The sequence below is a fragment of the Rhizobium sp. GN54 genome (assembly GCF_021026345.1).
Classification (GTDB): Bacteria; Pseudomonadota; Alphaproteobacteria; order Rhizobiales; family Rhizobiaceae; genus Mycoplana.
In genome coordinates, this window is record NZ_JAJNCZ010000012.1 from 61036 (window position 1) to 85101 (window position 24066).

Annotated in this window: 25 protein-coding genes and 1 pseudogene; 17 read left to right on the forward strand and 9 right to left on the reverse strand. The window is 60.0% G+C overall.

Annotation, left to right across the window (positions count from 1 at the left end; translation table 11 throughout):
* Window positions 1–15 precede the first annotated feature (15 nt).
* The 4 genes from LQK81_RS23065 to ku (LQK81_RS23080) all read right to left on the reverse strand — a co-directional run bounded on the left by LQK81_RS23065 (window position 16) and on the right by ku (LQK81_RS23080) (window position 3415).
* The gene (locus tag LQK81_RS23065) at window positions 16–489 is read right to left on the reverse strand and encodes an Hsp20 family protein (RefSeq protein ID WP_093002095.1); all 474 of its coding nucleotides are present in this window, start codon (window positions 487–489) and stop codon (window positions 16–18) included.
* A gap of 173 nt (window positions 490–662) precedes the next feature.
* Window positions 663–1694, reverse strand: coding sequence for a non-homologous end-joining DNA ligase (gene ligD / locus LQK81_RS23070; RefSeq protein WP_230808763.1), 1032 nt, complete (start codon window positions 1692–1694; stop codon window positions 663–665).
* A complete protein-coding gene (gene ku, locus LQK81_RS23075) occupies window positions 1691–2503 on the reverse strand; it encodes a non-homologous end joining protein Ku (RefSeq protein WP_230808764.1) in 813 nt (270 codons plus the stop codon). The genes ligD and ku (LQK81_RS23075) overlap by 4 nt, the downstream gene beginning before the upstream one ends.
* A 12-nt stretch (window positions 2504–2515) precedes the next feature.
* A complete protein-coding gene (gene ku, locus LQK81_RS23080; protein WP_230808765.1) occupies window positions 2516–3415 on the reverse strand; it encodes a non-homologous end joining protein Ku in 900 nt (299 codons plus the stop codon).
* A gap of 198 nt (window positions 3416–3613) precedes the next feature.
* Here ku (LQK81_RS23080) and LQK81_RS23085 point away from each other — a divergent pair, with 198 nt between their 5' ends.
* The 8 genes from LQK81_RS23085 to LQK81_RS23120 all read left to right on the forward strand — a co-directional run bounded on the left by LQK81_RS23085 (window position 3614) and on the right by LQK81_RS23120 (window position 9192).
* Window positions 3614–3790: a hypothetical protein gene (locus LQK81_RS23085; protein WP_230808766.1), complete on the forward strand. Its 177-nt coding sequence runs from the start codon at window positions 3614–3616 to the stop codon at window positions 3788–3790.
* A gap of 11 nt (window positions 3791–3801) precedes the next feature.
* Window positions 3802–4578, forward strand: a complete 777-nt coding sequence (gene xth, locus LQK81_RS23090) for an exodeoxyribonuclease III (protein WP_230808767.1) — start codon at window positions 3802–3804, stop codon at window positions 4576–4578.
* Window positions 4579–4659: 81 nt separating this feature from the next.
* Window positions 4660–4905, forward strand: a complete 246-nt coding sequence (locus tag LQK81_RS23095; protein WP_112964613.1) for a hypothetical protein — start codon at window positions 4660–4662, stop codon at window positions 4903–4905.
* Window positions 4906–4920: 15 nt separating this feature from the next.
* Window positions 4921–5163: a hypothetical protein gene (locus tag LQK81_RS23100; RefSeq protein ID WP_230808768.1), complete on the forward strand. Its 243-nt coding sequence runs from the start codon at window positions 4921–4923 to the stop codon at window positions 5161–5163.
* 2 nt (window positions 5164–5165) lie between these two features.
* On the forward strand, window positions 5166–5432 hold the full coding sequence (locus LQK81_RS23105; protein WP_230808769.1) for a hypothetical protein: 267 nt from the start codon (window positions 5166–5168) through the stop codon (window positions 5430–5432).
* Window positions 5433–5751: 319 nt separating this feature from the next.
* Window positions 5752–7251, forward strand: a complete 1500-nt coding sequence (locus tag LQK81_RS23110) for a hypothetical protein (RefSeq protein ID WP_230808770.1) — start codon at window positions 5752–5754, stop codon at window positions 7249–7251.
* A gap of 110 nt (window positions 7252–7361) precedes the next feature.
* On the forward strand, window positions 7362–8102 hold the full coding sequence (locus LQK81_RS23115; RefSeq protein ID WP_230808771.1) for a DUF6088 family protein: 741 nt from the start codon (window positions 7362–7364) through the stop codon (window positions 8100–8102).
* The gene (locus LQK81_RS23120; protein WP_230808816.1) at window positions 8083–9192 is read left to right on the forward strand and encodes a nucleotidyl transferase AbiEii/AbiGii toxin family protein; all 1110 of its coding nucleotides are present in this window, start codon (window positions 8083–8085) and stop codon (window positions 9190–9192) included. Before LQK81_RS23115 ends, LQK81_RS23120 begins: the two co-directional genes overlap by 20 nt.
* A 152-nt stretch (window positions 9193–9344) precedes the next feature.
* Here the strand turns inward: LQK81_RS23120 and LQK81_RS23125 are convergent.
* From LQK81_RS23125 to LQK81_RS23135, 3 genes and pseudogenes are all read right to left on the reverse strand, one after another.
* A protein-coding gene (locus LQK81_RS23125; protein ID WP_230808772.1) for an IS3 family transposase occupies window positions 9345–10504 on the reverse strand; the annotation gives its coding sequence in 2 pieces (ribosomal slippage) (window positions 9345–10240 and window positions 10240–10504; 1161 coding nt in all).
* A 50-nt stretch (window positions 10505–10554) separates the two neighbouring features.
* On the reverse strand, window positions 10555–11256 hold the full coding sequence (istB, locus tag LQK81_RS23130) for an IS21-like element helper ATPase IstB (RefSeq protein ID WP_442967178.1): 702 nt from the start codon (window positions 11254–11256) through the stop codon (window positions 10555–10557).
* Window positions 11246–11734, reverse strand: a pseudogene (locus LQK81_RS23135) (IS21 family transposase); the annotation flags it as partial. The pseudogene LQK81_RS23135 and the gene istB, both read right to left, overlap by 11 nt.
* 127 nt (window positions 11735–11861) lie before the next feature.
* Here LQK81_RS23135 and LQK81_RS23140 point away from each other — a divergent pair.
* The 6 genes from LQK81_RS23140 (at window position 11862) to LQK81_RS23165 (ending at window position 18586) form a co-directional block, all read left to right on the forward strand.
* Window positions 11862–12290, forward strand: a complete 429-nt coding sequence (locus LQK81_RS23140; protein WP_230808773.1) for a c-type cytochrome — start codon at window positions 11862–11864, stop codon at window positions 12288–12290.
* Between the two features lie 12 nt (window positions 12291–12302).
* Complete coding sequence (locus tag LQK81_RS23145; RefSeq protein ID WP_114440448.1) at window positions 12303–12755, forward strand: (2Fe-2S)-binding protein; 453 nt, start codon at window positions 12303–12305, stop codon at window positions 12753–12755.
* Window positions 12756–12758: 3 nt separating this feature from the next.
* Window positions 12759–14978 carry a xanthine dehydrogenase family protein molybdopterin-binding subunit gene (locus LQK81_RS23150; protein ID WP_230808774.1) on the forward strand — a complete coding sequence of 740 codons (2220 nt, stop codon included), beginning with the start codon at window positions 12759–12761 and terminating at the stop codon, window positions 14976–14978.
* A gap of 221 nt (window positions 14979–15199) precedes the next feature.
* Window positions 15200–15667 carry a (2Fe-2S)-binding protein gene (locus LQK81_RS23155; protein ID WP_230808775.1) on the forward strand — a complete coding sequence of 156 codons (468 nt, stop codon included), beginning with the start codon at window positions 15200–15202 and terminating at the stop codon, window positions 15665–15667.
* A gap of 77 nt (window positions 15668–15744) precedes the next feature.
* Window positions 15745–16353 carry an Isoquinoline 1-oxidoreductase subunit gene (locus LQK81_RS23160; RefSeq protein ID WP_230808776.1) on the forward strand — a complete coding sequence of 203 codons (609 nt, stop codon included), beginning with the start codon at window positions 15745–15747 and terminating at the stop codon, window positions 16351–16353.
* A 31-nt stretch (window positions 16354–16384) separates the two neighbouring features.
* Window positions 16385–18586 (forward strand): xanthine dehydrogenase family protein molybdopterin-binding subunit, encoded by a 2202-nt coding sequence (locus LQK81_RS23165; RefSeq protein ID WP_230808777.1) that lies wholly within the window; start codon window positions 16385–16387, stop codon window positions 18584–18586.
* Between the two features lie 29 nt (window positions 18587–18615).
* On the opposite strand, the gene LQK81_RS23170 is transcribed toward LQK81_RS23165, so the two are convergent.
* Window positions 18616–19653, reverse strand: a complete 1038-nt coding sequence (locus LQK81_RS23170) for an AraC family transcriptional regulator (RefSeq protein ID WP_230808817.1) — start codon at window positions 19651–19653, stop codon at window positions 18616–18618.
* A gap of 173 nt (window positions 19654–19826) precedes the next feature.
* On the opposite strand from LQK81_RS23170, the gene LQK81_RS23175 reads away from it, so the two are divergent.
* Together LQK81_RS23175 and LQK81_RS23180 are read left to right on the forward strand one after the other, a co-directional pair.
* Window positions 19827–20711 (forward strand): NmrA family NAD(P)-binding protein, encoded by an 885-nt coding sequence (locus LQK81_RS23175; RefSeq protein ID WP_230808778.1) that lies wholly within the window; start codon window positions 19827–19829, stop codon window positions 20709–20711.
* Window positions 20712–20750: 39 nt separating this feature from the next.
* Window positions 20751–21182: an SDR family NAD(P)-dependent oxidoreductase gene (locus LQK81_RS23180; protein WP_230808779.1), complete on the forward strand. Its 432-nt coding sequence runs from the start codon at window positions 20751–20753 to the stop codon at window positions 21180–21182.
* A gap of 841 nt (window positions 21183–22023) precedes the next feature.
* Here LQK81_RS23180 and LQK81_RS23185 read toward each other — a convergent pair.
* Window positions 22024–23040, reverse strand: coding sequence for a quinone oxidoreductase family protein (locus LQK81_RS23185; protein ID WP_230808780.1), 1017 nt, complete (start codon window positions 23038–23040; stop codon window positions 22024–22026).
* Between the two features lie 50 nt (window positions 23041–23090).
* Here LQK81_RS23185 and LQK81_RS23190 point away from each other — a divergent pair, with 50 nt between their 5' ends.
* A complete protein-coding gene (locus tag LQK81_RS23190) occupies window positions 23091–24041 on the forward strand; it encodes an AraC family transcriptional regulator (protein WP_230808781.1) in 951 nt (316 codons plus the stop codon).
* Window positions 24042–24066: the final 25 nt, after the last annotated feature.

Consider the following 24066-nt stretch of genomic DNA (forward strand, 5'->3'; position numbering starts at 1 on the left):
GAGGGACAGTGTCGATTAAGCCGCCTTCTGCGCTTCGATCTGTGCCGGAGCTGCAGATGCCAAAGCTGGGGCGCTTTCGATGGTAATTTTTCGCGGCTTCAGTGCCTCGGGGATCTCACGCACCAGATCGATCGACAGGAGACCATTTTGCAGATCGGCGCCGTTCACCCGCACATGGTCGGCAAGTTCGAAGCGGTGTTCGAACGGCCTCCCGGCAATGCCGCGATGCAGGTAGCCATCTGAGGAAGCTTCCTGCTTCTTGCCGGTGACTGTCAGAAGGTTGGACTGGAAGGTGATGTCGAGATCGTCCAGGGCGAAGCCTGCCACAGCAATCGAGATCCGGTAGCTGTCATCACCGGTCTTGACGATGTCATAGGGCGGCCAGTCGCTGATCGAGCGAGCGCGCTGGGCGTTTTCTAGAAGATTGAAAACCCGGTCGAATCCGACGCTCGAACGGTAGAGCGGTGCATAGTCGTAAGATGTTGCCATAGCCATATCCTCCTTGAAGCAACATGGGTACGGAAGCGCCGAAAGACGGCGCCTCCAGCAAGGCCAGCCCTTTCATCAGCGGCTGGCAGCAATCGATTTGGTTTCTGAGATTTTCGGATTCAAGACTACGGTCAGAAAAAAATTTTGACCTTTTTTGGGGCTGCGGAAGGCACTCAATCGAGCGCGTAAACAGCAGCATTATCCTGGACTTCGCGAAGCCCTTTGTAGGAGGCGTGACGGAGGTTTCCGTCGTCCGTCCAGCCGCGGAACTCGATCTCGGCGATCAGCGTCGGCTGCGCAAAAACATAGTTCTTGCCCTTGAGTGGAACGACCGGCGTTCGAGTTTTCAGCATGTCGAGCGTCTTCTTCAGATAGGTCGCATCCTTTTCCTTGAAGCCCGTGCCGACGGCGCCGACATAGATCCAATCATGGCCGCGCCGGGCAGCCAGCAACAGACTACCGATCCCGCCTCGCGCGGCGGCTGACTGTTCGTAGCCGACGATCATGAAGCTTTCACTCTGAATACATTTGATCTTCAGCCAGTCGCCTGTTCGCCCGGATCGATATGGGCTGTCCCGATGCTTGGCGATAATGCCTTCCAATCCAAGCGAACGAGCGTTTTCTAGGAGCTCGGCGCCGTCACCCTGCACCTCCTCGGAAAGCTGTATCGCGCCAACGGCTCCGTCGAGCAGATCTGTCAGGAGATGCCGGCGGACCGAGAGTTCGGTCTTCGTCAGATCATGTCCGTCGAAATACAGGAGATCGAAAGCAAAGAGAACGGACTCGGTAGAGGTTCGTTTACCGCCGCGTCCGCCGAGCGATCGCTGAAGGGCGCCGAAGTCGGAGCGGCCTTGCGCATTGAGCACGACGGCTTCTCCATCGAGAATCGCGGTTCCAATCCCGAGCTCTTTGGCAGCTGCCGCAATCGCGGGAAAGCGATGTGTCCAGTCATGGCCGCCCCGCGTGATGATCCGCACGCCCTTCGGCTCGATGTGGATCGCCAGACGGTACCCGTCCCACTTTATCTCGTATGACCAATCCGGTCCGACCGGTGGAGCTGCCTTTAGCAAGGCAAGGCATGGCTCAACCCGATCGGGCATCGGATCGAAGGGAAGGATCGGCTGCGCCGGATCGCGCTTTCGACGCGGCTGCGATTTTGCAGTGAAGCTGTCGTCCTGCAGCAGGGGCTTGGCGGATCTTTTCATTTGCCCGTCCGGGTTTCGGCGGCGACCGACTTTTTCAAGGCATCCATGATGTTGATGACGTTGCTTGGCGTGGCTTTCCCCGGCGCTTGCGGCTTGGCTTTTGCCGGCTTCTTCATCGCCTTCTTCTTGGCGGCGATGATATCGAGCAGCCGGTCCTGCACCGGGTCGATCACCATCTTGGCATCCCAATGCTTCGTCTGCTTCTTGATCAACTGCTGCACCAAAGGCATCATATCGGAATCCGCCGTCTCGTCGTCGTCGATGCCTGCGAAATAGGTATCCTCGTCACGGACTTCATCCCCGTAGCGCAAGGTCCAAAGGACAATACCCTTGCCGCGTGGCTCCAGCATGACGGCGCGTTCCCGGCGTGAGATCACCAGCCGCGAGATACCGACCATGTGCTGGGCTTCCATCGCGTCGCGGATGACGGAGAAGGCTTCCTGTCCGACAGGATCGTTGGGAGACAGATAATAGGGCGTGTCGAGCCAGATCCATTCAACACTGTCGCGCGGCGTAAAGGTCGAGATGTCGATTGTCTTGGTGCTGTCGAGCGCGACGTTTTCCAGTTCTTCGTCTTCCAGCATGATGTATTCGTTCTCGCCGCGCTGGTAGCCTTTGACCTCGTCTTCGTCCTTGACCTCCTTGCCGGTGACAGAATCGACATAGTGGCTGACGACGCGGTTCTGGGTTTCACGGTTCAGCGTGTGAAAGCGAACCTTTTCGTTCTCGGAGGTCGCTGGCATCATCTGCACGGGGCAGGTGACCAGCGATAGTTTGAGATAGCCTTTCCAATAAGGACGGACAGCCATGTTTTCCTCCGATCAACCTGCGCGGCGGGTCTGCGATGCCGCAGACTTGGTTTTGGCAGCGGCGGGCTTGGCGGCCTTCTGGCGCGACGTGCCCTTGTTGACATTGGCAGCCGCTCGTTTCGGCTCGGCCTTCTTCCCACCTATGCCGGCGCTCTCTCTGAGTGCCTGCAGAAGATCGCTGGGTTTCGACGCGGCCGGCGCCTTCTTCTTCGGGAGCGCCCTCCCCTCGATTTTCGCTTTCACCAGCTCCGCGACGGCAGCTTCATAACGATCATCGAATGTGCGGGCATCGAAGCTTCCCTTCTTGGTGCCAATGATATGCTCGGCAAGCTCCAGCATTTCGCCTTCGATCTTGAGGTCCGGGAGTTCCTCGAAGGCCTCCTGAGACGATCGGACTTCATAATCGAAGTTGAGCGTCGTGGCGATCAGACCTTTGCCGTGCGGCCTGATCAACACTGTGCGCATGCGGCGGAAAAGGACCGTGCGCGCGATCGCCGCGACCTTGGCCTTCTTCATGCCGTCGCGCAAAAGCACGAAGGCATCGGTGCCCATTTTGTCGGGAGCAAGGTAATAAGGTTTGTCGAAATAGACGTCGTCGATTTCGTTGCAGGGGATGAAGGCGTCGATCTTGAGGGTCTTGTCGCTATCAGGAACGGCGGCCGCCACTTCGTCCGGCTCGAGGATGATGTACTGGCCGTTTTCGATCTCGTAGCCCTTGACCTGGTCGTCTCGCTCGACGGGATCGCCGGTCTCGCTATCGACGAACTCGCGCTTGACGCGGTTTCCGGTTTTGCGATTGAGCGTATTGAACGCAATGCGTTCCGACGAAGAAGCCGCGGTGTAGAGGGCCACCGGACAGGCAACCTCTCCGAATTTGATGAAGCCTTTCCAATTCGCTCTTGGGGCGACCATGACGCAAAACTCCTGACACAACCAATGCGATTCAAGCGAATCGACATGTAATTGTTCCGAGTCGAAACGAATCATTTTTCAATGACTTAGGCCGATTGGGGCGCTCGTTTTGCGAGTCTGCGCTAGGCTGTTGATTCCGGTGCATCTTTTCGCGATCACGCGCGTTTCCCTGTACAGCAACCCTGGAGGAGTCCTGCCATGAGCAAACGCGAACTGATCGATACCGGAACCGACAAGCGCTATGTCCGCCGTGACAAGGAAGGCAAGTTCAAGGAGAGCGTCGACGTCTCGCGATCGCTGTCCGCCGATGCCCGTCGCGACGCGAAGCATGATGCGAAGCCCGGCCAGGGCGACAGCGGCGATCGCAAACACTGACGACAACGCCGGTGAAGCTCGCCACCTATAACGTCAACGGCATCAACGGTCGCCTCGACGTCCTGCTGCGGTGGCTGGCCGAAGCGAAGCCTGATGTCGTCTGTCTGCAGGAACTCAAGGCGCCGGATGAAAAGTTTCCGCGCCGCGAGATCGAGCGGGCAGGCTATGGCGCCATCTGGCATGGTCAAAAATCCTGGAATGGTGTGGCGATCCTAGCCCGGGACCAGGAGCCGCATGAGACGCGCCGCGGCTTACCGGGCGATCCCGACGATAGCCATAGCCGCTATATCGAGGCGGCCATCGATGGCATGAACGTCGGCTGCCTCTATCTTCCAAATGGCAATCCGGCACCTGGGCCGAAATTCGACTACAAACTCCGCTGGTTCGGGCGGCTGCATTCCTACGCGGCGGAACTGTTTGAGCTCGATGTGCCGGTCGCCCTTGTCGGAGACTTCAACGTCATGCCGACAGACCTCGACGTCTACAAGCCGGAGCGCTGGCGAGACGATGCCCTGTTTCGGCCGGAAGTACGGGCCGCCTATGCCGAGCTCATTGCCATGGGCTGGACGGACGCTGTCAGGCTGCTGCATCCGGAAGAGCGGATCTATACGTTCTGGAAGTATTTCCGCAACGCCTTCGCCCGCGATGCAGGCCTTCGCATCGACCATTTTCTTCTCAGTCCGTCACTGCGGGAAAGGCTGCAGACCTGCGGCGTGGACAAGTTCGCCCGTGCATGGGAGCACACCAGCGACCATGCCCCAGTCTGGATTGAACTGGATGATGGATAGCATATCCCAAAGATACAGGGTGCCGTTACCTAGCGCACCATACTCGGTGATAGCCGTTGGCGAAAACATGGGAGAGTCGTAATGCCCGCTCAATCAGAATTCGATGCCGCAGAGTTCGCGGATCGCTTGGCGGCGATGACGGACGAGGAAGTGTTTGCAATGATGCAGAAGCTTGAAGAAGCAAGCGAGAGCATCGCTCTCGAAAATCGCGATGACAGCGATGTGTTCGCTCAGATCGCGATGGTGGAAACGGCTATAGAGGACCGCTTCCCCGGCCAGCTGCTGGCACCGTATAAGGACTGGAAGCAACGCCGGATCGGTGCCTGATCGAGAGGGTTGTTCATGACCGAGAAAAATCCGGAACGACTGTTTCAGCAACTGGATGATGTTGTCGCCGAGATCATCGATCGTTTCGCTAGTGAGGGCCATGGAACGGCGCGTGTCATAGAGACGCTGCAGGACGTCCTGGCAAAGCGACAGCTCGCCTATGATCGTGATCCTGATCCGGCAGACGAACCGATAGAGGAGCCTTCCAACGATTGGCCCGGCGCCGATAAGCCATCAAACAGAGATGGAGAGTTGTGACCATGCAAAACACGGTAGACCATCCAGCCGCCGGGGAGACGCTACGTAACCTCACGCGGACGCAAGAAGAAGCGCTGAGAGCGATCGCATTTTTTCGGCGGCAAAGAAAAGTAGGCCGCGGTTGGCTCGTGGGTAACAAGCGGCTGTCGGAGAAGCTCGTCGAGCGGCTGGAAAAGATGGAGCTGGTCGAGGAAAGCTTCATCCGCGGCGAACCGGTGCTGCAGTTGACCATTGTCGGACAGGCGATCAAGGCGAAGCTGCTTCAATAATCTACATGCTCTGGGACTGTGCATCGGCACGCGCTCCCAGGCTAACGCGTTGCCAATTCCGCAGCCGCGTTAGTCCGCTGGTGTAAATCGGCCGATCGAAGTCGCCGCGCCAGAAGGTGATGGTGCCATTATCGACCGAGAAATCGGACCGAAATTCAGCCATGACTTCATCGACTGTGACATCAACGGAAGAAAGCGTTCATTAAATATGCTATTTTCATGTTACAAAACAATGGCATAGCTTGGAACGCGAAAAAAGGCTTCTGGCTATCATGTACGTAAGTTATTAATAGCGCTGTGTGACAGCGAGATTTTCCCTATGAGTGATGCAGTTCTGGATTATCTGTCGGCTCATGGCCCCTCGCTTACAAGCGATGTGGCACAATTCCTGATCGACAACCACGGTTTGAAACCGGATGCTGCTAGGCAACGGGTCTCGAGAACACGAACCGCAGTCAAGCGTCTCGCATATATCACCTTCCCCCGAAAGGCCCGCTTCATCTATCTGCAGCAGCAGTACGGCTCGCCACAATATTGGGAGAAACTCGTCGAGGCGCTGATCAGAACACGGTCGGCATATGGATTGGCGATCGAGTCGATCTTGCAACGTGGTGGGCTTATTCCCGTGAAGCACTTTGCGATCGCTTGTGGTGCTCCGATGATGCAGGCACGGCATCTGTCACCTGATACGATCTTCAATCGACTAAAGCAGGCGCAACTTCTGGACAAGGTTCTTGTCAGCGGCATTGGTGAATGCATCGTGTTCAGCCAATACGAGGGCCGTTACGAATTCTTGGCGCAAGATGTCCGAGCGAGGCTAATTACCGAGTCCGTACTGCTCAAGGCCATTAGTGATTGGAGCAGGAAACTCGGTCTCGTCAGTTACGAAAAGGTGTCCACACGTGACGGAGAGACACTGCCAAGGGTGGGCACGTTTGCGTGGGATCTAACGGCGCCATCTTATCTGAGCTTTCTGACGAAAGGTGACGACGGCAAACAGAAGCCGGGATTTCTTGCCTGCGATATTCTTCTCGGCGAAGAGGTCGGCGTTGGGGGGATTCGGCCGTTTCTTCAAAAATGCCATTCGCTGCGTGCACTGCGTAACGTCGGGCCTACCATCCAGATGTTCGTCGCCGATTCCTATTCGCATGACGCGTTCATGCTTGCCAAGCAGAACGGGATTATAGCGGCGACACCGGGAAATCTGTTTGGAGACGAAATCGCCGCTGGGCTGAAGGAGCTGACCAGCGTTCTGCGTCAAGCCGCAACATCTGCAATCGACCCCGCGAGGTTCGACGAACTTTTCAGCAAGCTTGGTAAGATCGAAGGGGCGTCCACACAACTTCGCGGTACGCTGTTCGAGTACCTCGCAGCCGACATAGTCCGGAAAACTATCTCCTGGGATATCAAGATGAACCGCATCTTCAAAGATGATGCGAACAAGAAGCAGGCCGAGGTGGATGTCGTGGCGATCAATGGCAATGCATCAATTCACCTCTTCGAGTGCAAAGGCTACAGTCCCTACGGCGAAATCCCGGACAGTGAATTCAAGCGATGGCTACAGCACAACGTGCCGACGGCTTTCAGTGCCATCAAAAACCATCCAGATTGGAAAAACCTGAAAGTCCATTTTGAATTCTGGGCGACGGGGTCACTTTCTGCGGAGGCATTGGAAATGTTCGACGTCGCAAAGAAAGCGGTCAAGCCGAGCCGATATACTCTCGACTTGAAACTCGCTCCGGCTATCCTTGCCGTGTGCAAGCAGACGAACGACAAAGGCCTGACCACAGCTTTTCAAAAGCACTATATGAAAGCGTGAGCAGTCATTATACTGACCGATATTTCGATATAAAAATTGGTCAGTAGAACACGAGTCGTTGCCAGTGACCAAAATTTATATATAATCTTCGGTCACAAGGTAGGATGGTTATGCCGGATCCCACATCGGACACTCTGGAACGCATTCACCAAAGGATCGCCGGTGCGGCACCTTCGGGCGTTTGGTCGCGTTCCGATTTTCTCGACATCGCAACCCCTAATGCCGTCGAAAAAGCCCTGCAGAGGCTGACCAATCGCGGCAAAATCCGCCGCCCTCATCGTGGTCTTTACGACAAGCCAGCTATCAGCCAGCTGACCGGCAAGATGGTGTTTCCACCACGGGCCTCATTCATTGATGCCATCGCACGACGTGACAAGCTTCGTGTTTGCGTCGATGGCATGACGGCTGCCAATGATCTTGGCCTGACGACGGCCGTCCCCGCCAGGTCTACAATCTATGCGGACACATATCCCCGAACCATCGAGATCGAGGCCAATGCCGGCGATGCCGCGGCCACGAAGCCGGTTATCTACATCTTGGACTTCAAGCGCATTTCGGCAAAGACCGCTTTTTGGGCGGGCCGGCCGGCAATGCGAGTGATCCAGGCCCTCCATTGGTTTCGCGACGAGCGCTCCAATTTGGAGGCAGTTGTCGATGGTATCGTCCGCTACCTGACACGAAGCCCCCACAGGCAGCCGATCGTCGAGGATCTGCGCGAGAACATCCATGCCATCCCAGCCTGGATGTACCAGGCTGTGGAGACCATAACTGCCGATCCGCCGCCCCAGGAAGACGGAAGCATTCCGCCGGGCCGCGAGGGAATGGATGAACATGCGCCAGAGTTTCGTTGATATCCTTCGCTCAAGCGCTGACGAGAGGAGAGCACTATTCTCCGCCGTTGCGTCCGATCTGGAGACGCGGGCCGAGAATATCGAAAAGGATCTGTACGTCTGCTGGGTGCTGGACTTCCTGTTCAACCGGCGAAGGGACGATCCTATCGGTCTTTACTTTAAAGGCGGCACCAGCCTCAGCAAGGCATATGGCCTGATAAAGCGTTTCTCCGAAGACATCGACATCGGCATCTACAAGGCAGATCTAAAAGTTCCGCTGGAAGCCGATATCGCAGCCCTTCCCTCCGTCAATCAGCAGCAGAAGGCTCTGGCCGAGCAAGTGGACGAGGCAGCACGCCATTATATGTCCGGACCGCTCAAGCGCTTGCTCGATGAGGAAATCGCCGCGGTCGAGGGAGAGACCGAACAACCAGGACATTTCTCGCTCGACTTCGGATACGATCTCTACCGAAAGAAGGAGGCGCTCGATGTACTGGTTCTGGGATACATGAGCGTCTTTGACACGAGCGGCGGTTATGTCGAAGCGGCAGTGCGCATCGAAGGCGGGGCACGCCCGGATCCGGTTCCGGCCGAGAAGCGAGAGATCATTCCATACGCTGCCTCGGAAATGCGAAAGGGCACTGACCTGACGGTCCAGAATGTAGCGACCGTCAAGCCGGAGCGCACTTTCTGGGAGAAAGTTCTGATCCTTCACGCGATGACGGAGATGACGGAAAAACGAAGCATGCAGAATAGTCCTGAGCTGAAAGTTCCAGACCTCAATCGATACTCGCGCCACTACTACGATGTTCATCAAATTTGGACGAATCCCGACTACGGCAAGGCCACTGCATCGATGCTTGACCTCGCTGAGGCTTGCCGCCGGCATAAAGAGCTAATGTTTCGCGCACCGGACCATCGATATGATCGAGCCGTGCCCGGTAGTTTCCGGCTGGTGCCTACGCCCGAGATGCGCAAGAAACTCGAAACCGACTACGAAAAAATGTCCGCCATGATATTTGGGACGCCGCCTGAATTTGCGTCGGTCATGACCAGCATTCAGGAGTTGGAGGCCCATCTCAACTCAACCGCGGACAAGCCTTCACTTTGATGGCAAACGCGAAGGAGCCAATCGTTGACCGGAGCCCGAACCATGATCGGCATCACAGCGGATAAGATAAACGCTGCGCTGGGACTTATCGATCGCTTCGAGAATGGCGAACAACCTCTGGCCTGCCCCCATGGGGTGATCCGGTTGGAATGTTAGTGCATGCTTGGCCTGCTGGCCACCGCTGGCGTTGATGCCGGTCCGTTTTGGCGAGGCCAAACAGAGGCTTCGGGAGACGGTGGCCTGTAGCCCAGCGATGAGTGCGGCCGCACGGTGTTGTAGTGACGTCGCCAGTTTTCGATGACGATCTTTGCCTCCTTGAGCGTGTAGAAGATTTCACCGTTGAGCAGTTCGTCACGGAGCTTCGAATTGAAGCTCTCGCAATAGCCGTTTTCCCACGGACTGCCCGGCATGATGTAGGCGGTCTTGGCACCCACCGCCGCGATCCATTCCCGCAATGCCTTGGCGATGAACTCCGGCCCGTTGTCGGACCGAATATGCGTCGGGACGCCGCGCAGGATGAACAGGTCGGAAAGCACGTCGATGACATCGACGGCCTTCAGCTTTCTCTCGACCCTGATGGCAATGCATTCGCGCGTGAACTCGTCGATCACATTGAGCATGCGGATTTTCCTGCCATTGTGTGTGCGATCCTCGACGAAGTCGTAGGACCAGACATGGTTTGGATATTCCGGCCGAAGCCGGACACACGAGCTGTCGTTCAACCACAGCCGACCGCGTTTGGGTTGCCTGTGCGGCACCTTCAGCCCCTCCCGCCGCCAGATGCGTTCGACCCGCTTGACGTTCACGATCCAGCCAGCCTGGTGCAGCATCGCAGTGATGCGACGATAGCCATAGCGGCCATACTGGAGAGCGAGCGCCGTGATGTCGGCGGTCAACGCTGCTTCGTCATCCGGGGTCTTGGCGATCTTGCGCTGCGTCGAACGATGCTGACCGAGAACTCGGCAGGCCCGTCTCTCGGACACGCCCAGTTCCTCGATGACATGATCCACGCAGGCGCGGCGGCGGGCGGGGCTTAGAAGTTTCCCTTGGCGGCCTCGGCAAGGATCATCTTGTCCAGCGTGAGATCGGAAACGGCACGCCGGAGCCGGGCATTCTCGGCCTCCAGCTCTCTCAACCGCTTCACCTGGTCACCCTTCAAGCCGCCGTATTCAGACCGCCACCGGTAGTATGTAACTTCCGTCACGCCTATCGACCGGATCGCCTCCGCCATCGATTTTCCCTGCGCATTCAACACGTCAACCTGACGGAGCTTCGTGACGATCTCTTCTGCCTTGTGTCTTTTCCCTGCCATTTCAATGTCCTTCCTCGGCTCAATAGCCATACTTCAAGAAGGATCACTTTTCAGGGGGCAGACCAATGGGTGAGCCGATCCAGCAGCGCCGTGGTCATCTTGGCATCGCCGAAGACGCTGGCCCATTCGCTGAAGCTGAGGTTCGTCGTGATGATGACGCTGGTTCGCTCGTAGAGCTTGCTCAGCAGATGGAAGAGCAACGCACCGCCTGATGCGCTGAACGGCAGGTATCCGAGTTCGTCGAGGATGACGAGATCGGAATGAACGAGCCGGTTTGCGATCTGCCCAGACCTTCCCTGCGCCTTCTCCTGTTCCAACGCGTTGACCAGTTCGACGGTCGAGAAGAACCGGACCCGCTTGTGGTGGTGCTCGATGGCCTGGACGCCGATTGCAGTCGCGATGTGCGTCTTGCCTGTGCCGGGGCCGCCGACCAGGACAATGTTGTTGGTGTCGTCGAGGAACTCGCAGCGGTGAAGTTGGCGCACCAGTGCCTCGTTGATCTCACTGCTGGCAAAATCGAAGCCGTTCAAATCACGATAGGCCGGAAAGCGTGCGGTCTTGAGCTGATAGGCGGTCGATCGTACTTCTCGTTCTGCCGTCTCCGCCTTGAGAAGCTGCGACAGGACGGGAATGGCGGCTTCGAACGCTGGCGATCCTTGTTCTGTCAGCTCCCCGACGGCTTGTGCCATGCCGTGCATCTTCAATTGCCGCAGCATGATGACGATCGCACCGCTTGCTGGATTATGACGCATGGCGGGCCTCCGTCCTTCTCAGGGCATCGTATCGTTCGACATTGGCCTTGGGTTCGTTGATGAGCGTCAGGGCTTGCGGCGCATCAATGGTCGGCGGCGTGAAGGATTTGCCGTCGACGAGACGATGCAGCAGGTTCAGCACATGCGTCTTGGTCGGAACGCCGGACTTCAGCGCCATGTCGACAGCCGACAGGACGGCCTGTTCATCGTGTTGAAGGACCAGCGCCAGGATATCGACCATCTCCCGGTCTCCGCCCGGCTTCTTGAGCAGATATTGCTGCAAGGTCCGGAATGCATCGGGGAGTTTGGCGAACGGTGCGCCATTGCGAAGCGCACCTGGCTTTCGCTGCACCACCGCCAGATAGTGCCGCCAGTCGTAGATCGTCTGTCCTGGCCTGTCGTGGGAGCGATCAATGACGCGACGATGCTCGCAAATGATCTGACCTTCTGCGGCGATCACGACCCGTTCCGGATATAATAGCGAGCGCATCCATCGAAGATATCAAACATCAATGCCGGACGATCGAAAAGATATCACGGATTTCCGAGCATAGATCGTTTCCACGGGCATAACTATCGTATCGCCTGACTAAGGAGGCGATACAATGATTTGCACCACGATCCATTCCATAACCGCGCCTGCAGCAGGTCGCATCAAAGGACCGGCGGGCGCTCTGCTTACAATCATTTTGCCTATCGGACTGTGCCTCGGGTCTTCAGCCGCCGCTCAGGAGGTAGATGGAGAGCGCTTGTTCCGGCAGCGTTGCGCCGCCTGCCACAACATCGAGCCGGGACAAACCAAAATGGGCCCCTCACTCCTTGGCATTATCGGCCGGACTGCCGGCAGCGTCGAAGGCGCGAACTATTCCCAGGCGATGCAATCTTCCGGCATCACCTGGGATCGCCAGTCACTCGAGACCTTTCTCACCGCGCCGCGCCAAATGATCCGCGGGACACGGATGACCGTCAGCATCCCCGATGGCGCACAGCGGGCTGCAATCATCAACTACCTCGAGAGCCAATCACCAGATTGAGGAGAAGCATTCATGACAGCCTTCACGATCAACGGACAAGCGGTCAATGTCGCCGCCGAACCGGATACACCGCTTCTTTGGGTGATCCGGGAACATCTGAAGCTCACCGGCACCAAATTCGGCTGTGGAATTGCTCAATGCGGAGCCTGCACCGTCCACGTCGACGGCGAGCCGATGCGCTCCTGTCAGACTTTCCTGGAGGATGTCGCCGGCCGGAAGGTCACAACGATCGAAGGTCTGTCGCCGGATTCCAGCCATCCGTTGCAGAGGGCTTGGATCGCCGAGCAGGTGCCGCAATGCGGCTACTGCCAATCCGGCCAGATCATGCAGGCGGCCGCCCTTCTTGCCGCCACGCCCAACCCCACCCGCGAACAGATCGTCGACCACATGGACGGGAATATCTGCCGTTGCGGGACCTATGTCCGCATCATCAGCGCGATCCAGCGCGCAGCAAGGGAGGGCTGAGCCATGACCCCGATTCTCCAGCCTCAAAGCCGCGTGCTGTCGCGACGTAGTTTTCTCGTCACGACCGGCGGCCTCGGCATCGCTGTCGCGTTCGGGAGCGTGCCCGACCTTGCCAGCGGCGCAGCCATGGCACCCGCCGCCGAGGGCGACTTCCGTCCCAACGCCTGGATCACGATTGGCGTGGATGGCACGGTCAGCATTATTTCGCCGGCCGTCGAAATGGGCCAGGGCATCACGACAACGCTGCCTCTGCTCGTCGCGGAGGAACTGGATGCGGATTGGAGCCGTGTGCGGGTGGTCCAGGCGCCGTCCGACGCGGAAACCTACGGCAATCCTGGTTTCTACGGGATTCAGCTTACCGGCGGCAGCGAGTCGACGCGCGGGTACAATGCGCTGCTTCGCATGACCGGTGCCCAGACACGATTAATCCTGCTGGCGGGCGCAGCTGGGATGCTAAACGTGCCAGTGAGTGAGCTTGAGACCGAGCCCCACAGGGTTCTGCATCCATCCTCGGGGCGCTCGTTGGACTACGGTGAGATCGCTGCCAGGGCGGTACTTCCGGATCCGTTGCCGCAGGCCACAGAGGCCGACCTGAAGCAAAGCCACAGGTGGCGCTATATCGGAAGCAGGACGATCCAGCGCATCGACGTACCCTCGAAGGTCAATGGAACCGCGGTCTTCGGTATCGACGTTCAGCTTCCGGACATGCTCTACGGGGCGGTCCTGCGGGCGCCGGTTCAGGACGAACGGCCTGAGACCATCGACGATGCCGAAGCGCGTGATGTGCCCGGCATCACCCATATCGTCCCACTGTCGTATGGCGTCGGCATTGTCGGCGAAACCGTTGAAGCCACGCGGCGCGCGAAAGATCTGCTCAATGTGACCTGGAGCACGACGTCAAGGGTTCGCAACTATAGCAGCCAGCGGCTGCTCGACGAGTATCGCGCCGTCGGCCGCGACCTTGGCCAGCAAGGCGTTCCCGCTCATACCAAAGGTGACGCCGAGGCCGCGATCGCTGGCGCCACGACGGTCATAGAAGCCGATTATATGAGTGACCATGTCGCCCACGCGACCATGGAGCCGATGAACGCCACGGCGCTCGTGACCGGCGACAGGGTGGAGATCTGGGCGCCGACGCAAGGTCCGACGGGCACACAGGGCTTCGCAGCAGAGGTGGTGGGCACCACGCCTGACAAGGTCAAGGTGAACACAACCCTGCTCGGCGGCGGCTTCGGACGCAAGGCGGAGGCGGACTTCATCATCGATGCAGTGTCGCTGGCCAAAGCCGTGGAGGGCCGACCGGTTAAGGTCATCTGGAGCCGCGAGGACGACGTCCGGCACGACAAGTTCCGGCCGCTCGAGGCGCAGCACGTCAAGGTCGGGCTCGATGCCGAGGGGAACATCGTCGGCTGGCGTCACCGCATTGTGGCGGATTCGATCTTTGCACGAACCTTGCCACCGGTGTTCGAAGAAGCAGGCGGCCACGACGACGTCGTGACCGAGGGTGCGAAGTTCAATTATACTGTTCCCGCCCATCAGATAGAATATCTACGCCAGGACAACGGTCTCGCCATCGGTTTCTGGTTCGCCGTGGGGGTCGGCTATACGAGGTTCGCAATCGAATGCGTTGTCGACGAGATCGCCGCCGCCAGAGGCATCGATCCGGTCGCGTTGCGGCTGGAGCTTCTCAAGGACCAGCCGCGCGCGCGCAAGGTGATCGAGACCGTGGCCCGGATGGCTGAGTGGGACCGGGCGCGAGACGGCCGGGGGCTCGGCGTCGCTTACTCCGATGCCTTCGGCTCGCATTGTGCCCAGGTCGCCGAGGTCTCGCTCAACCGGGACACCGGCGCCATCCGGGTGCACAAGGTCTGGTGCGCGATCGATCCCGGTGTGGCGATCCAGCCTCTCCATATCGAGGCCATGATGATGACCGGTATCACCAACGGTACCGGCCATGCGCTGTTCGAGCAAATCAACGTCATCGACGGCGAGGTGCAGGAGTCGAATTTCGATACGTACCGGGTGATCCGAATGTCCGAGGCGCCTGAGATAGAAGTAGCCGTGGTGCCGACGCCGGGGAGTCCTTTTGGCGGCATTGGTCAGGCAGGTCTTCCACCCACCGGCCCGGCAATCGCAAACGCTGTCGCGCGGCTCACCGGAGGTGTGCGGCTTCGCCACTACCCGTTCACGCCAGAACGAGTGAAGGCAGCTCTGGATATCTAAACCTTCTTTGGGCAACGCAGCCCTCCACAACTGGCTCGGCGAACGACTTCCCATAGCCGCGCGGCATCGCGGCTATGGGCTCTCCTGTTCAATCACTGCCGGCGGGCGGCCATTCAAGAATTTGTAGGAATGGGCAATTTTTCTGAAGGATCACGCGTGTCGGTCTGAGCGAGAAAAGATTAGCCTCTCAGGCGACACAGTTGAAATCCTGAGAGTTGTTCATGTCCTATGCGATCTCCGTCAATGGCCAGGTTCACCACGTCGAAGATGACGGGCAGACTCCTCTTCTTTGGGTGCTTCGCGACACGCTGAAGCTCACAGGCACCAAATATGGCTGCGGGGTCGCGCAATGTGGCGCGTGCACCGTGCATGTTGACGGCACGCCGACGCGCTCCTGTACGCTCCCCCTGGAGGTGGCCGCCTCGGCTCGAATCACCACAATCGAATCCATCGAAGGAGTCGAGGCGCAGGCGATCCGGGGTGCATGGGTCGCGCGCGATGTCCCGCAATGCGGATTCTGCCAGTCCGGGCAGATCATGAGTGCCGTTGCGTTGCTCCGCACCCTCAAGACACCGACCGACCGCGACATCGATGTGGCCATGAGCGGCAACATCTGTCGCTGCGCCACGTACAACCGGATTCGTGCCGCGATCCATGACGCTGCGGCCCAGCTCGGCACGGCCCGATGAGGTGGCGGCGATCCCCTTCCGAGCCACGGCGCGGGCGTCTTCGCGTTGGCCGGTGGCTGTTCGCCACATTCGCAGCGATGATCGCGGCAACGCTCGTCTATGCGCTCTATCCTCGGCCCATGCCGCAGACGCAGGCTATTCAGATCCGCGAGCCGCAGTTGGACCTCGAGCGTCTGCGCGCAGTGGCGGAGTTCGCTGCGATTGCCGATCTGGACCAGCGTTCGATCGCGCTATTCGAGGAAGCGGGTCGCGTGATCCAGCACCCACGCTGCATGAATTGTCATCCGCGAACGGATCGCCCTACCCAGACAGACGCGATGCGTCCGCACAGGCCATGGGTATCACGCGGTCCGGATGGCGCCGGAGAGCCGACGCTCCGCTGCTCGACATGCCATGGAGCCACGAATTTCGAGTCATCCGGCGTGCCCGGAAACCCAATGTGGATGCTCGCACCGATCGAAATGGCCTGGCACGGCAAGACGCTTGGCGAGATCTGTCGGCAGCTTCTGGACCCGGCACGCTCTCATATGAGCCGCGAGGAGCTGCTTCAGCACATGAGCGAGGATGCGCTTGTTGGTTGGGCCTGGCACCCTGGCGGAGGTCGCAAACCCGCGCCGGGCACGCAGGCGGAGTTCGGGGCAATCATCAAGGCTTGGCTCGATACCGGCGGAAAATGCCCTGCATGAACCAGCCCATTTTTCGGAAGAGGAAACGCCCGTGAACAAGCCACAGGCCTCCAATCGAGGGTTCCGTATGACGCGTCGGCGGATGATCCTGGGCGGATCGCTGATCGGCGGTGCCCTGATCGTCGGCTATACCGCCACACACCCCATGCAAGTCGCTGGCGCGATCCTTCAGGGCGGCGGCAGCGATCCGGAACCGAGCGCCTTTGGGCCCTTCGTTCGCATCGGCTCCGATGGATGGGTGACAGTGGTCAACAAGCAGCAGGAGATGGGCCAGGGCATCCATGCCGGCATAGCCGCGATGGTCGCCGAGGAACTCGACGCGGATTGGGATCGCGTGCGCGTGATTGAGGCGCGCAACAACTTCCGCGCTTACGGCTTGCAAATGACGGCGGGGTCGAACGCCATCGCCAGCAATTGGGACGCAATGCGCAATGCAGGCGCTGCGGCGCGCGCGATGTTTGTCGCGGCCGCCGCGCACCGCTGGAATGTTTCGAGCCAGTCCATCGAGGTGCGGGACGGCGTTGTGTCGCATCCGGGCTCGAACCAGTCTGCGACGTTCGCCGACCTTCTTGAAGACGCGTCTCGCCAGACGCCTCCGCAGTCGCCCACGCTCAAACAGCCTAAGGATTATCGTCTGATCGGCACCGATAGGGTGCATCGCAAGGACAGCCTGGCAAAAAGCACCGGCGCCGTGATCTACACTCAGGATATTCAACGTCCCGATATGCTGGTTGCGATGGTGGCGCACAGCCCCCGTTTCGGCGGAACGCTGGCGCGGTTCGATGCGTCTGACGCGCTGAAGGTGAAGGACGTCGTCGACGTCTTCGCAATTGAGACCGGTGTCGCGGTAGTGGCGAAGACGACATTTGCCGCAAGGCGCGGACGCGACGCACTGCGTATCGAGTGGAACGACGGCGAAGCCGAGATGCGGTCAACCCCGGAGCTCATCGAATATTATCATCAAATTGCGGCCGGGCGGGGCGACCTGGAGCCGAGCGACTTCGGAACCAAGGGCGAAAATCCTGGGGCCCCCTTCGACGGCGACGTCGTCGAGTTCGCGTTCGATTTCCCCTATCTGGCCCATGCTCCGATGGAAACGCTCGATTGCGTCGCCCAAGTGGAAGGCTGGAACGTGTCGATCACCTCAGGCGCCCATCTGGCGACACTCGACCAGGTCATGGCGGCGATCGCCGCCCGCACGATCCCCGGCAAGGTCGACCTCGAAGTCGTGCCGGCCGGCGGCTCGTTCGGCCGCCGCGGCATCATGTCTTCCGATTATCTTGTCGAATGTGTACGGATTGCAAAGCGGATCCAAGGGCGTCCCATCAAGCTGATCTGGAGCCGGGAGGACGAGATGATGTCTGGCTACTACCGGCCGATGTCGCATCATCGCGTTTGGGTCCAGATGGGGGCCGATGCCTTCCCGGCGCGTTGGCGCGTCCACAGCGTTTGCCAGGCCTTGACGCCGATCGGGCCGAATTTTCAGGCGACTGAGGGGATCACCAACTCACCCTATTTTTCGACTGCCTCGACCGTAGACGGCAAGATATTCAGTCCGAGCTTTCCGGTCGTAGTCGGCTTCTGGCGCTCTGTCGGCGCCGCGCACACCGCCTTCGTGATGGAGCATGTCATCGATCAGCTCGCGCGGCGTGCCGATCGAGATCCGGCGGCGTATCGGCGTACCCTCTATGAGAAGGCTGGCGATTTGCGGCGGATCCGGGTGCTCGACGAGCTTTGTGGCAAGGCAGGTTGGGGCAGCCCGCTCGAAGCCGGCTGGGCCCGCGGGCTCGCCATCGCCGAGGCGTTCGGTACGATCGTCGGCCAGGTCGCGGAGGTGCGGCTGGTGGATGGCCGGCCGATCGTGCGCCGCGTTGTCGCTGTCGTCGACTGCGGAATTGCGGTCGCGCCCGACCAGATCGCAGCGCAAATGGAGGGCGGCATCGGCTTCGGCCTGTCGGCCGCGCTGTACGGGGCGATGACCTTGAAGGACGGGATCGTCCAGGAGACCAATTTTGACAGCCATCCGGTCCTGCGCATGAACGAGATGCCGGCGGTCGAAACGCATATAATCAAGTCCACCAGCCGGCCGACCGGCATGGGCGAGCCCGGCGTACCGCCGATCGCGCCCGCGGTGGCGAATGCCATGCTGGCATTGACCGGATCTCCAACGAAAAGTCTGCCGTTCCTTAGCGGTAACGCGCTCAGCAATAGCGACGTGTCCTCGCAGTCCTAGCCGTTGGCGGCGTATGTACGCCTTTGGCCTCACCCAGGTCGGCCTCCCGCTGCCGCCACAGCGACCGTGCGCTCGATGCGTCGGCTCCCATTGTTGGCATCAGGACGCAGCCGATCGGACGGCACGCCTGCAGCAACGGAACTGGTTTCCGATCTGACCTTCCGCCAACGTCCATACTGTCGAGGCGAGCAGCCCATGACGCGTTTGAAGGCCGTGCTGAACGCGCTTTCCGATTCATAGCCGAGCGAGACGGCCACCGCGGAAACGGAATCGCTCGAATTCTCCAGCCTGTCGCAGGCAAGCAGCATCCGCCACCGCGCCACATACTGCATCGGCGGCTCTCCGACGCGCTCCTTGAACCTGAGCGCGAATGTCGAGCGCGACATTCCGGCGATCTCGCCAAGTTCTTGCAGAGTCCATTGATGAGCGGGAGCGGAATGAATTGCCTTGATCGCGGCGCCAAGCTGCTTGTCCGCCAAAGTGAAAAACCAGCCGACGCGATCACCGCCGCTCGCGTTCAGATGCACACGCAGGGCCTGCACGAGCATGAGATGAGCCAAATGCTGCACCACAAGGCCGTTACCAGGATCCCCGTTCCGCAGCTCCTTCATCATCTGCTCGACCGACCATCGCAGCGCCGCCTGCTCGGGTTGCTCGCGAATGTGGACGATTGGAGGAAGCAGCTCCAAGAGCATATCGGCGTGATTGCCGCTAACACCGAAGCGGCTTCCAACAAGGAATAGTCCGCCGCCGCCATTGAGCTGAACAACACCGCCCCGTCGCGCGGGAGGGAATATCTCCCTCGCGTGGACTGCTGGCCCGTCGATGCTGTTGCCAAGTCGGAAGGGGCGTCCCGTTGGCAGCACGAAGCAGTCGCCAGCCTCCAGGCACACCGGGTCGCTGGTGCCCTCGACGGTGAGCCAGCAACCACCCGACACGACCGCATAGCATTTGATGAGCTTGTGCTGATCGCCGAACTGGACGGCCCAGTCGCCGCCGGCGTCGAACCCGGAGGACACATAGGCATGCGGCTTCAGCAGAGAAAGGACGTCTGAAAGTGGATCCATTGGTTCATCTCGGACGATTGCGAAGATGAGGCGGATCATCGCGCATAGCCCGTCCTAAAGCAACCGCCTACCTTCCGGCCCGAACACCAATACTGGCGGCGCCGCACCTGTCCGGCCAGCCGAGGGCGGACGATCGGGCCGCGCCATTGCCTTCAAACACCGGAGCAAAAAATATGATCGTTGTAACCGCCCCCACCGGCGACATTGGCCATCAGGTCGTTCAGAACCTTCTTCAGTCAGGTGCGCCCATCCGGGTCATCGCGCGCGATCCATCGCATCTGTCGACCGAAGTGCGTGACAGCGCCGAGGTTGTCGAAGGTTCCCATGGCGACGTCGCCGTTGTGAACAAGGCCTTCGAGGGCGCCGACGCGCTGTTCTGGCTCGCGCCTGCTGATCCCAAGGCCGCTTCCGTCATGGCCGCCTATGTCGATTTTACTCGCCCCGCAGCGGCGGCAGTGAAAGAGCAAGGGGTCAAGCGCGTTGTTTCGATCACGGCGCTCGGGCGCGGTTCGCCCTTCGCGAACGAGGCGGGCTACGTCACCGGCTCGCTGGCGATGGACGATCTTATCGCCAGCACGGGCGTCGCATTCCGTGGCCTCGCCAACCCGTCCTTCATGGACAACATCGCCCGTCAGGCGGTTGCGATCAGGGATCAGAACAAGTTCTTCTCGCCGATCTCTGGCGATCTCAAACTTCCGAGTGTTGCGACCCGCGACATCGCCGCTGTCGCGACCCGCTTGCTGCTCGACGACAGCTGGTCGGGCCAGAGCGAGGTTCCGGTACTGGGGCCCGAGGACCTCTCGTTCAACGACATGGCCGAGATCATATCCGACGTGCTCGGCATACCGGTCAGCTATCAGCAGATCGGGTTCGACACCTACAAGGCGCGCTTCGTGCAGTTCGGCATGTCCGACGCCATGACGCAGGGCATGACGGATATGGCCTGGGCCAAGGATCGGGGCCTCGACCTGGCAGTGTCCCGCACACCGGAAAATTCAACGCCGACAACCTTTCGCCAGTGGTGCGAGGACACGCTCAAGGTCGCCATCGACGGGTAGGCCCGCACTCCATTCGAACAACAACAGGAGTTTCAGACCATGCATCTGACTGGTCGCACCATTCTCATAACCGGCGGCACCAGCGGCATCGGCCGGGGTCTCGCCGAAGCGTTCCACAGTCTCGGCAACCACGTTGTCATCGCAGGGCGACGCCAGGCGCTCATCGACGAGATCACCGCTGCGCATCCGGGGATGCATGGCCTGCTTGTTGATATGCAGGATCCGAGAGCGATCGCTCGTCTGACCGAAGACGTCCAATCCCGCTTCCCCGACCTTGACGTGCTCGTGAATAATGCCGGTATTTCGCGGCTCGAGGCGTGGGATGGCGATGCGATCGACATCGACACAACGCTCTCCGTCATCGAGACGAACATCGTCGGCGTCCTGCGGCTGACCGCGGCCCTGTTGCCGACACTTGGCCGACAGGCGTCCGCTTCTGGCCGCAACAAAGGGCCCGACAAGCGCAGTTGAGCGCGAAACCTAGTGTCCAGCCGTAACATTTGCATAGCATCGGAGCGCTAGCGCACACGCCCCCAGATAATCGTCACCTTCGCCCCCAAGGCGCGAAAGTTCTCCATCATCCGATTGCCCTCGACCAACATCTTTAGTTCGTTCGTTGTACGAACACCCCCGATCCAGTTGAGAAAGACGCATCCTCCGCCGTGTTTCCGCTGAAACTGCCGCCCACATCGACGGTGCATCGGCCATATAAGGCGAGAGTGCCTGCTATGGCGCCCCTATTGTCCTCGTCTGTCCCGCCTCCACACTCGTTCGACGTAAAGCGGGGGATGCGCGGATCGTACAGGAACTCGACGAAATGCAGGTCGCTCGTAAACACCAGCTTTCCCTGCGGCCCAGAAATATAGGGGCGCGAAGCAACGCCACTGGGGTGGCGACGGAAAGGACCATCGCGGCGGTGCCAGCCACAAACATTGCTCTGCGCTCGATGATCTCAATCTTCCTTTTGATCGGCCGAAGAGGCGAGACTCGTCGGCCTTCGAGCGCTCCCGGTCAAAGTGAGCGCGGGCGCTGATGTTCTCATTGGCAGTGCTACCCAGCGCGAGCTGTAATGGTGGGTGATCCCAGTCGGCGGTCTCGATCATTGCATCGACGGTGTTGGCGGCGCCACCGCGGATCTCGAATGCACCGTTGACGACGAGACGGCGAACTTCGCCTGCGGGTGACCTACTTCCTTGAATTTGTCGCCGCGCGCTTCCGCGACCCTGGTCGAGACCGACATCTTCAAAACGGTCGGCTGTGTGCAGGATGATGCCCGCCCGGCCAACAGTCGGACGGACATTGCTCGCCTGCGTCAATGTGTGTGGCCTGCCGGTGACAGGATGTAGCGAACATCCGGGAGACCGGTCCACGCCTCGGCGACAGCCGTAAGCGGGAGGGTTGTCACGGGGGCATCAAATCCGGCCTTCTCTGTTTCCATCAGAAGTTCGCGTGCGCCAGCCAACAGTTCCCGGATGGCAACGCTGCCGATTCCACTACCCATCAGTTCAAGCCCCGAACTGCGGAAAGCATCGCCACGGAGCGAAATTTCATCGCCGGCGACGGTGCCAAGCTGGACAAACCGCACTCTCGGTTCGCCCGTTCGCGAACCACGATTCTTCGTCGCGGCGGCGATGATCCGCGCGGCAGGCTCGCCCCATAGGAAATCGAGAACGACATCGACGCCGCGGTCGAATTCCGTGCGCAGAGCCTCGTCGGCACGATCGTCGAGGGCAATGCGCGACGCGACATCGAGCCGATCCAGCGCTGTCTTGTTGCGACCAACCGCGATGATCCTGTGCGCGCCGAAATGGCGTGCGATCTGCACGGCCATGCCTCCCGCAGCACCCGTCGCGCCGTTGATGAGAACGGTGGTGCCAGGCTGAATCGGTGCCCTGCGAGTCAGGGCGACCCAGGATGCCAAGCCACCGGTCGCGACCGCTGCAGCGCGCACGTCCGATATTTCATCGGGGATGGCAACGATCATTTCGTCCGAGACCAGCGCCAGTTCGCCCATCGAGCCAAAGGGGGCTTTGGGGAACAGGAAATATACCCGCTGGCCCTGCGGGTCAGTACCAACACCATCCACGCCCGGGATGAAGCCTGCCTGGGAGCAGCTCATGTAGTGCCTGCCTGACGCCAGGGCCTTGACGATGGGGCTCAAAGGTGCGGCGTGAACCCTCACGATGGTTTCTCCGTCACCCGCGACGGGTTCCCGGAAATCACCGTAGGCGGGCGCCTGGCCGAAATCTGTGACAACTGCTGCCTTCATCTTTTTTTCCTGATCACTCGATGAACTGTCGATCTGGAGATGCAAATAGCTCAGATTCACGGTACGATCCCTAGCTATAAGTATCATGTTTCTTCGCGATCGTACCGCCCATGGATCCACTTTCTGAAATCCTCTCGCTCCTGAAGCCGCGCAGCTACATTACTGCCGGGTTCGATGCCGGCGGCGACTGGTCGCTGCGGCTGGACGATCTTGCCGGCCGCATCAAATGCTACGCGGTGATGCGCGGCAGTTGCTGGCTGTCGCTGGAGGACGCGGGTAAGCCGATTCAGATCGTCACCGGCGACTGTTTCGTGCTTCCGAGCGGACGCCCGGTGCGGATCTCGAGCGCCCCGGAATTGGCGCCGACGCTCGCAAGCGAAGCCCTTGCGCCGGACCGGGATGGCGAGACTGTCACCTACAATGGCGGCGGAGACGTACTTTTGACCGGAAGCCGGTTCGAAGTCAGCGGCCGGCATGCCGACGTGCTGCTCCGAACGCTGCCGCCCGTCGTGCACCTCAGAGCTGCCGTGGACCAAGCGGCGCTCCGTTGGTCGATCGAGTTGATGATGCGGGAACTGCGGGAAGCGCAGCCGGGCGCGTCTCTCATAGTGCAGCATCTTGCCCATATAATGCTGACGCAGACGCTGCGCCTATATCTGACGCAGCAGGCCGGCATGGAAATCGGGTTGTTCGCCGGCCTTGCCGACCCGCAGATCGGCTCGGCCATCGGGGCGATCCACGCAGACCCAAGTCACAGCTGGACGCTCGAAGAACTCGCCGCACATGTCGGCATGTCACGAACCGTCTTCGCGCGACGCTTCCGCGAGAAGACGGGCGAGACGCCGGTCGCTTATCTCACGCGCTGGCGCATGATGCTGGCCGCCGAGCGTCTTGTCACAGGGAGTGAGACGCTTGTGCATGTCGCGCGCGCTGTCGGCTACGAATCCGAGAACGCGTTCAACACCGCCTTTACCCGTGTCATGGGGTTGTCGCCGCGCCGCTATTCCAAAGCCGTGGATGCTCGCTTCATCGACGAGACGCTATCGGGTGGCGCCCCCTGAATGTTGCATGCTCTCCGACGCCACC

Excerpts from the sequence above, each read along its gene's own strand:
- LQK81_RS23160 (WP_230808776.1), top strand. The coding sequence starts at position 15,745 with ATGATCGCGGCAACGCTCGTCTATGCGCTCTATCCTCGGCCCATGCCG.
- LQK81_RS23155 (WP_230808775.1), top strand. The coding sequence starts at position 15,200 with ATGTCCTATGCGATCTCCGTCAATGGCCAGGTTCACCACGTCGAAGAT.
- LQK81_RS23115 (WP_230808771.1), top strand. The coding sequence starts at position 7,362 with ATGCCGGATCCCACATCGGACACTCTGGAACGCATTCACCAAAGGATC.
- ku (WP_230808765.1), bottom strand. The coding sequence starts at position 3,415 with ATGGTCGCCCCAAGAGCGAATTGGAAAGGCTTCATCAAATTCGGAGAG.
- LQK81_RS23145 (WP_114440448.1), top strand. The coding sequence starts at position 12,303 with ATGACAGCCTTCACGATCAACGGACAAGCGGTCAATGTCGCCGCCGAA.
- LQK81_RS23100 (WP_230808768.1), top strand. The coding sequence starts at position 4,921 with ATGACCGAGAAAAATCCGGAACGACTGTTTCAGCAACTGGATGATGTT.
- LQK81_RS23190 (WP_230808781.1), top strand. The coding sequence starts at position 23,091 with ATGGATCCACTTTCTGAAATCCTCTCGCTCCTGAAGCCGCGCAGCTAC.
- LQK81_RS23105 (WP_230808769.1), top strand. The coding sequence starts at position 5,166 with ATGCAAAACACGGTAGACCATCCAGCCGCCGGGGAGACGCTACGTAAC.
- ku (WP_230808764.1), bottom strand. The coding sequence starts at position 2,503 with ATGGCTGTCCGTCCTTATTGGAAAGGCTATCTCAAACTATCGCTGGTC.
- istB (WP_442967178.1), bottom strand. The coding sequence starts at position 11,256 with ATGCGTCATAATCCAGCAAGCGGTGCGATCGTCATCATGCTGCGGCAA.
- LQK81_RS23095 (WP_112964613.1), top strand. The coding sequence starts at position 4,660 with ATGCCCGCTCAATCAGAATTCGATGCCGCAGAGTTCGCGGATCGCTTG.
- ligD (WP_230808763.1), bottom strand. The coding sequence starts at position 1,694 with ATGAAAAGATCCGCCAAGCCCCTGCTGCAGGACGACAGCTTCACTGCA.
- LQK81_RS23150 (WP_230808774.1), top strand. The coding sequence starts at position 12,759 with ATGACCCCGATTCTCCAGCCTCAAAGCCGCGTGCTGTCGCGACGTAGT.
- LQK81_RS23120 (WP_230808816.1), top strand. The coding sequence starts at position 8,083 with ATGCGCCAGAGTTTCGTTGATATCCTTCGCTCAAGCGCTGACGAGAGG.
- LQK81_RS23180 (WP_230808779.1), top strand. The coding sequence starts at position 20,751 with ATGCATCTGACTGGTCGCACCATTCTCATAACCGGCGGCACCAGCGGC.
- LQK81_RS23065 (WP_093002095.1), bottom strand. The coding sequence starts at position 489 with ATGGCAACATCTTACGACTATGCACCGCTCTACCGTTCGAGCGTCGGA.
- LQK81_RS23170 (WP_230808817.1), bottom strand. The coding sequence starts at position 19,653 with ATGGATCCACTTTCAGACGTCCTTTCTCTGCTGAAGCCGCATGCCTAT.
- LQK81_RS23175 (WP_230808778.1), top strand. The coding sequence starts at position 19,827 with ATGATCGTTGTAACCGCCCCCACCGGCGACATTGGCCATCAGGTCGTT.
- LQK81_RS23110 (WP_230808770.1), top strand. The coding sequence starts at position 5,752 with ATGAGTGATGCAGTTCTGGATTATCTGTCGGCTCATGGCCCCTCGCTT.
- LQK81_RS23140 (WP_230808773.1), top strand. The coding sequence starts at position 11,862 with ATGATTTGCACCACGATCCATTCCATAACCGCGCCTGCAGCAGGTCGC.
- LQK81_RS23085 (WP_230808766.1), top strand. The coding sequence starts at position 3,614 with ATGAGCAAACGCGAACTGATCGATACCGGAACCGACAAGCGCTATGTC.